The 7,108-nt window shown below is 33.8% G+C and carries 5 protein-coding genes; all 5 read left to right on the forward strand.

The window, feature by feature from the left end; translation table 11 throughout:
• The first annotated feature begins 180 nt into the window (after positions 1-180).
• The 5 genes from CQA44_RS10735 to tpx all read left to right on the forward strand — a co-directional run bounded on the left by CQA44_RS10735 (position 181) and on the right by tpx (position 6,391).
• Positions 181-1,452 carry a hemolysin family protein gene (locus CQA44_RS10735; RefSeq protein ID WP_181881881.1) on the forward strand — a complete coding sequence of 424 codons (1,272 nt, stop codon included), beginning with the start codon at positions 181-183 and terminating at the stop codon, positions 1,450-1,452.
• A 713-nt stretch (positions 1,453-2,165) separates the two neighbouring features.
• Positions 2,166-3,458, forward strand: coding sequence for a citrate synthase (locus tag CQA44_RS10740; protein ID WP_115547233.1), 1,293 nt, complete (start codon positions 2,166-2,168; stop codon positions 3,456-3,458).
• A gap of 393 nt (positions 3,459-3,851) precedes the next feature.
• Positions 3,852-4,847 carry an ornithine carbamoyltransferase gene (gene argF, locus CQA44_RS10745; RefSeq protein WP_115547234.1) on the forward strand — a complete coding sequence of 332 codons (996 nt, stop codon included), beginning with the start codon at positions 3,852-3,854 and terminating at the stop codon, positions 4,845-4,847.
• Positions 4,811-5,251, forward strand: coding sequence for a DUF2603 domain-containing protein (locus tag CQA44_RS10750; RefSeq protein WP_115547235.1), 441 nt, complete (start codon positions 4,811-4,813; stop codon positions 5,249-5,251). The genes argF and CQA44_RS10750 overlap by 37 nt, the downstream gene beginning before the upstream one ends.
• A gap of 645 nt (positions 5,252-5,896) precedes the next feature.
• Entirely contained in the window at positions 5,897-6,391 is a 495-nt protein-coding gene (gene tpx, locus CQA44_RS10755; RefSeq protein WP_115547236.1) for a thiol peroxidase, read from the forward strand.
• Positions 6,392-7,108 lie beyond the last annotated feature (717 nt).

Here is a 7,108-nt window from a genome sequence, read left to right on the forward strand (position 1 = left end):
ATATTATTTATCCCTATAATATAAAAATTTAAGAAACTTTGCAAATAAAATATGTTAAAATCAAACTAACTTAATTGTTTTAGAGTCCTAAAATCACCCACAAGTATTGGACTCTTAAAAATCTAAATGCACAATCTTAAGGAGATACCTTTGGATACGGATCCTTATCAGTCGCTTGGAATGGTTATCCTAGCATTTATTTTAATCCTCTTAAATGCTTTTTTTGTTCTTTCAGAGTTTGCTTTGGTCAAGGTACGTCGCTCAAGATTAGAAGAGCTAGTCAAGCAAAATAATCAAACTGCCAAACTCGCTCTTAAAATGTCTTATTCCCTCGATAGTTACCTTTCTGCTACGCAATTAGGCATTACCCTTAGCTCTTTAGCGCTTGGTTGGGTAGGCAATCATATTACTGCTCTTGTGCTACGAGGCATGAATGGTATATTTATGGCTCATATTCAGTTTGTAGATACGATTAGCTTACTCATTTCCTTTAGCTTAGTAACATTGTTGCATGTCATTTTAGGTGAAATCGTCCCCAAGTCCATTGCTATTGCAAAAAGCGAAAGAGCATGTTTAACTATTGCGCGTCCGCTCCATGCTTTTTGGATTTTATTCTATCCTGTGATTAAATTTTTTGATTTTGCTTCAGCTTTATTCTTAAAAATCCTCAAGGTTGAAGCACATACGGAAGCGCATAGCGATGAAGAATTAAAGATTATTGTGGGAGAAAGTCTCAAGGGTGGTTTTTTAGATTCCATAGAGGGCGAAATTATTAAAAATGCAGTAGATTTTTCTGATACTCTTGCACGGGAAATTATGACTCCGCGCAAAGACATGATTTGCTTAGATAAAACATTTGAATACGAAAAAAATATTAATATTCTTATTTCTGAACCTCATCACACGCGATATCCCTATTGCGAGGGGAGTAAGGACAAAATTCTAGGTATTATCCACATTCGCGATATTCTTGCTGCTAGCATTAAAAATGACTATAAATCTGTAATATTTGACAATTTTGTTAAAAAAATGCTTGTTGTCCCAGAAAGTGCTTCTATATCGCAAATTCTGCTTAAAATGAATAAGAAAAAGGTAGATACAGCTTTAGTTATTGATGAATATGGGGGAACTGCCGGAATGATTACGGCGCAAGATATTATGCACGAAATTATGGGAAATATTATTGTGGATTCCACCCCAATAGAGAATCTGAAAAAAATTGATGAAAAGTCTTATGAAGTGGAGGGCAAAGTAGAGTTAGAGAGAATAGAAGAACTCTTTAAGATAGAATATGATGAAAATTTGATGCAAGTAACCATAGGGGGATATGTGCTTAATCTTTTTGGAGATATGCCAAATGTGGGAGATAAGATTAGCGATTCTATGTGTCAATATGAAGTATTAAGCATTGAAGAACATCGTATTAAGAAGTTAAAAATTACACTTTCATAATATTGGAATCTGGTCATAATGATTTGTTTAAGATAAACAACTCAATTGACTGTGATTTATAAATTTGCAATGATTTTATATGAGAAATACTTACAGACTTTAAATCAATCCCTATTGCATTGTCAAGGTTATGTTCAATGTGGAACACATATAAAGCAACTCTCGAGAGTATCGAGTCAATCCGTCTAAAACAAGCCAATGTTTCTTTATGAGAATGTTGTTTCAAATCATAGATTCCACAAAATGCAATACAAGTGATGCTCGTGATTAATTGTTGCTCAATCCTCTCTGCGTGTAGTCTCATTTGATCTTATAAAAATCTAAATCTAGCAATTTTTAGCTTGATACAAATAAGAATTTTCACACAAAAGAATCTGATAATTTTTGTAACATTTTAGAATCTACAAAGGAAGTTTCTTTGTAATATCATCATAAAAAGCTACAGAATAGAGTAGAATAAATTATATGGGTTAAACTTTTAGAGTTCTTGCAGTATTTTAATAGTGAAAATCTACACTATATAAAAACCTAATATTTATAACCATTAATTAGGATAATGGCGGAATATAAAGCGGATAAAATCCCTACATTTATTAGAGTTTGCAGATACAAACCTAGATTCTAAACATTTTGCAATCATTAAACAAAATATTTGCCATTACTCTTAGAAAAAGTTTGCACATAATTTTATCATTTTTATAGAAGGAGCAATCATGAGCAAAAACACAGTTACCCTAACTAACAATCAAACAGGAGAAAGTTTTGACTTCAACTTAATCAATTGCACAAGAGGACCTAAAGCAATCGATTTTAGCAAACTATTTGAGACAGCCGACCTCTTTTCCTATGACCCCGGCTATGGTAGCACGGCGGGTTGTGAATCCACAATAAGCTATGTCAATGGTAAAGACGGTGAATTATTGTATAAAGGCATTCCTATCCAAGATCTGGTTGCAAAGTATAAATTTACAGATGTGTGCCGCCTTTTAATCACAGATTCTGGCTTACCAAAGAATCAAGAAGAATCAGATACATTTGATCTTGAACTGCGACATAGAGGTTTTTTGCACGAAAGGCTAAAGAGCGTCTTTGCTGCCTTTCCTGATAAAGCACATCCTATGGCAACACTATCTGCTCTCGTGAGTGTGCTAGCAACACTTTATTATGATCACAAAGATATGGATGATGAAGATGATTATCAAATGATGGCAAGGAGAATTATTGCAAAGACTGCGACAATGGTTGCATTTTGTTACCGCCATAGTGTCGGTGCTCCTTTTGTTGAGCCTGATGTTAATAAGAGTTATGTTGAGAATTTTCTTTATATGTTACGTGGTTATCCACATGGAAGATTCAAGCATACCCTGCAAGGAGAAGAGGGCATTCAACCAGTTGAGATTGAAGCTTTGGATAAGATTCTAACACTACATGCAGAACATGGGCAAAATGCTTCGACCACCACAGTACGTAATGTCGCCTCAACGGGCGTACATCCTTACGCAGCTATTTCTTCGGGTATCGCAGCCTTGTGGGGACCCGCACATGGTGGTGCTAATGAAGCAGTATTAAAACAACTTAATGAGATTGGCAACGTGAAGAATGTTGATAAATATATTGCTCGCGTTAAAGACAAAAATGATCCTTTCAGACTTATGGGCTTTGGACATCGCGTGTATAAAAATTATGACCCAAGAGCCAAAACGCTTAAGGCTTTAAAAGATGACTTGAATAAAAGAGGCATTACCATGGATATGCGCCTTAGTGATATTGCTGAAAAGGTTGAAGAAGTAGCCTTGAAAGATAGTTATTTTATTGAGCGCAAACTTTACCCTAATGTAGATTTTTATAGCGGCATTATTCTCACTGCATTAAGAATCCCAACAGAACTCTTTACTCCAATATTTGTTTTAGGTAGAATGCCCGGATGGTGTGCAAACCTCATTGAACACATGAAGAATCCATCCGTGAGAATCACTAGACCTAGACAAGTTTATTTAGGAAAATAAAACAAGAGTTTATAGAAAGATTAAAGCTAGATTACTATACGGTAAAATCAATTAATAATAAATCTCAAAAATTACTTTTGAGATTTATTGACTTCCATTAAGATTCTTAATGTCAATACAGCCAAACTTATCGCAAAATAAATGTCCCTCCCCTATCAATCTAACTTGCTCTGAATAAATCTTAGTTTTTTCTTTGTCCATAACAATCACTCCTTAGAATCTGTGCTATAATTGTGGTATTCGTAGCGCAAAAACCGCTTATTTCTAGTTACTTATAACTATCTGGTTAGTTGATATACAAAGCATCAATTTCTTGAAATCAAAGTTTTAATTACTCATATTAACATAATTAAGTTTTTATTAATATAATCCAAATTGTAATCAAGGAAGTTTATGAATAACACGAAAGTTCAACATTTTCTTACAATTAATGATTTTAGTAAAGATGAACTACTCGAAATGCTTTCTCTAGCTATTACCATCAAATCACAACACAAGCAGGGCATTCCTACGCCCTACCTTGCAGGACAAACGCTTGCTATGGTTTTTGAAAAAAGCTCAACTAGGACACGTGTCAGTTTTCAAGTTGGAATCTATCAGCTAGGCGGCTTTGGAATCTTTCTCTCTAACAGCGACTTACAACTAGGTAGGGGAGAGATTATCCGAGATAGTGCAGCAGTCATTAGCTCTATGGTAGATATGATTATGGTTCGCACGCATATACACGAAAGACTAGAAGAATTTGCACGTCACTCAAGTGTGAGTGTGATAAATGGATTAAGCGATGCTTTTCATCCAATGCAGCTTCTAGCAGATTATCTCACCATGATAGAATGCGGGATTTTTATACCAGACCCTATCCTTAATTCTATACCCCATAAGCCTAAATTTCCCAAACCCATTGTAGCTTATATTGGAGATGGCAATAATATGGCAAATTCATGGCTCATGCTAGCTTCGAAATTGGGGTTTGAATTACGACTTGCTTGTCCCAAAAATTACATGCCAAAACAAGAATTTCTTGCACTTGCAGATATGAATGCCAAAAAAAGTGGAGCAAAAATTATTCTTACTGATGATATTCGTGCAGTCAGTCTTGGCGCACATGTTATTACAACAGACACATGGGTATCCATGGGGCAGGAAGCAGAAAAGAAACAGAGAATGCACGATTTTAAGGAATACAGAGTAGATTCTAATATTATGGCTAACGCACATAAAGATGCGATTTTTCTACACTGCCTTCCTGCTTACAGGGGACTAGAGGTTACAGAGGAAGTTATTGATGGTGTGCAAAGTAAGATTATCGAGGAAGCACATAATAGACTACATGCACAAAAAGGAGTGATGGTATGGCTAAACAGACAAAACAAAAAAAACACAATCTAGTCGCAAGCTTGCATAATGCAAGCAATATTGCTTGCATTGCCCAACTTGATGAAAATAGATGGCTTTTGGAGTTTGTAGAAGGGGGGTTCAAGAGTGATGAAGCATGGTTTTTAAAAACAGAGGATAATAAAGAATTTGTTGTTCTTCCTCAAAATGCACTGAATAGCTTACTAGGACATTTACGTACAAGCCATGAAGAAAAACTTAAGATTCTCTTAAGGCATGAAATACGAGACCTTATGCCTATTGATTTAGAGGATACAATGACTGTAGCAGTCTATGAGCTAGAGAAATATCGCCAAGATGATGGTAATTTGCCCATGGTAAATATTAAGAATCTTGCACAAAAAATAAAAAGTAATCATCCCAATCTATTTTTGCAATTAGATAACTTATTCCGCTAGCTTAAAATGATTAATTAGTTTTACTTGATACCCATAATTCTCAAGAGAAGTCTCTATCTTGTAAATAGAAATGGTAGTCAGTTCAAATAGATATTATTAAAAGCCAAGAATATTCATCATTGCTTATTATTGATTCATAGGGCTTAAGAGTGAGAGAACTCTCTTTCATAAAGAAAGATAAAAGATAGGTGTTGTTTAGGTTTTATCTATTTTCATTCATCTCCTATTAACATAAGACACCAAAAGAAAGATATTAGATGAACATTTATGAATAGAGTATATATAATGTATCTTGATTAATCTTAACTTTTTTGCTATTTCCTAATAGTTATTTTTACATACTTTGTTATACAATCTCCAATACCAATACTTCTTAAAATCCTTGTGTTACTTTGAGCTTATTATTAAGAACATAATTGCAAGCAAAATGCTATTTGCTTCGTGCTACACTATCCATTTCTAACCTCGTAGTTGTTCCATAGCTTACTATCAAGAGATACTTTTGCTTCTCAAACTAGTGTTATCCTTAATAAAATTAATGTTTTTCGGCTACAATCATAGAGGCGGTTTATTCATTAGAATTTCCAAATTCTAAGTTTGAAACTTCATTAATAATACGGCCAAAAATCTAACTAAAGGAATAATATGCCAACTTTTAAAGGAACTCCAGCAAGACTCTATGGAAAACCATTAGCAGCAGGGCAAAACGCTCCTATTGTTACTCTTGTAGCGAATGATTTGAGTGAGGTAACGATAGGTGGTGCAAGCAATAATTATCAGGTTATTAGTATTATGCCAAGCATTGATACGGGTGTATGTCAAACACAAACGCGCACTTTTAATCAGAAAGCAAGCTCTTTAGGAAATGCCAAAGTTTATTCTATCTCTATGGATTTACCCTTTGCATTGGGTAGATTCTGTGGCGCAGACGGAATCAAAGACGTTGTTGCGTTGAGTGATTTTAGAGATAAGCTATTTGGTAAGGTCTATGGCTTGTTACTAGAGGATAGCCCATTAAAAGGACTTCTTACGCGTGCAGTCATTGTGATTAATCCAGAGGGAAAAATTGTTTATCAAGAAATCTGTGATGAAATTACTAATGAACCTAATTACGATAAGGCATTATCCGCTATTCAATAATAGATGTTTTCTCTTATAGAAATTACTTACTTCCAAGCTATATGGATTGTAAGTTAGGGCTTGAAAGTCATGATAGCCCTGTTTTTATCCTTAGCATTGGCAACTTCTTAACTATTTAGAATATTTTATTAATAAAATGTTTAATCTTTCTCTAATTGCTTTCCTTGTGTTAAAATAATATGCTACTTAATTACTCAATATTACTCAATCATGAAAATATGAGATTAGCGCAATAAGTTGAAATTTGTTTGTTGTGAGTTACGATTTGTTTTTTAAAAATAACTACAGTCTATTTTTCTCTAAATAAAAGTTCAATATACAAAAGACGGGACAAAGTTTTTAAAATTACTTAATTTATATTAAGAATAATAGATATTCAAGTAAAATATGCCTTGTCTTGCTGATGAATCATAAATGTTACTATTATATACCATACCTATTTATTATTTACTATAATGTTACCAATCTTATGCCGAACTCGGGTTTTTAATTATTTGACAATATAAAAATAATGAAAATTATGGTATCACAGTTGTTTCGTAAAGAAAAAATTATCGAAAGTGGTAATACTAGGTTAATGGAGGGAAATATGGTAAGTAAGGGATTATTTAAAGAAGAAAATAATGGTAAAAAAAGTTAAGGTGGTAGGCAAGTAATTGCTAAACCATTTTAATAAGGTATTCAAAGGGCTGAAATTCAAAGTGAAGGTATTAAATC

This window comes from Helicobacter sp. MIT 14-3879 (assembly GCF_003364125.1).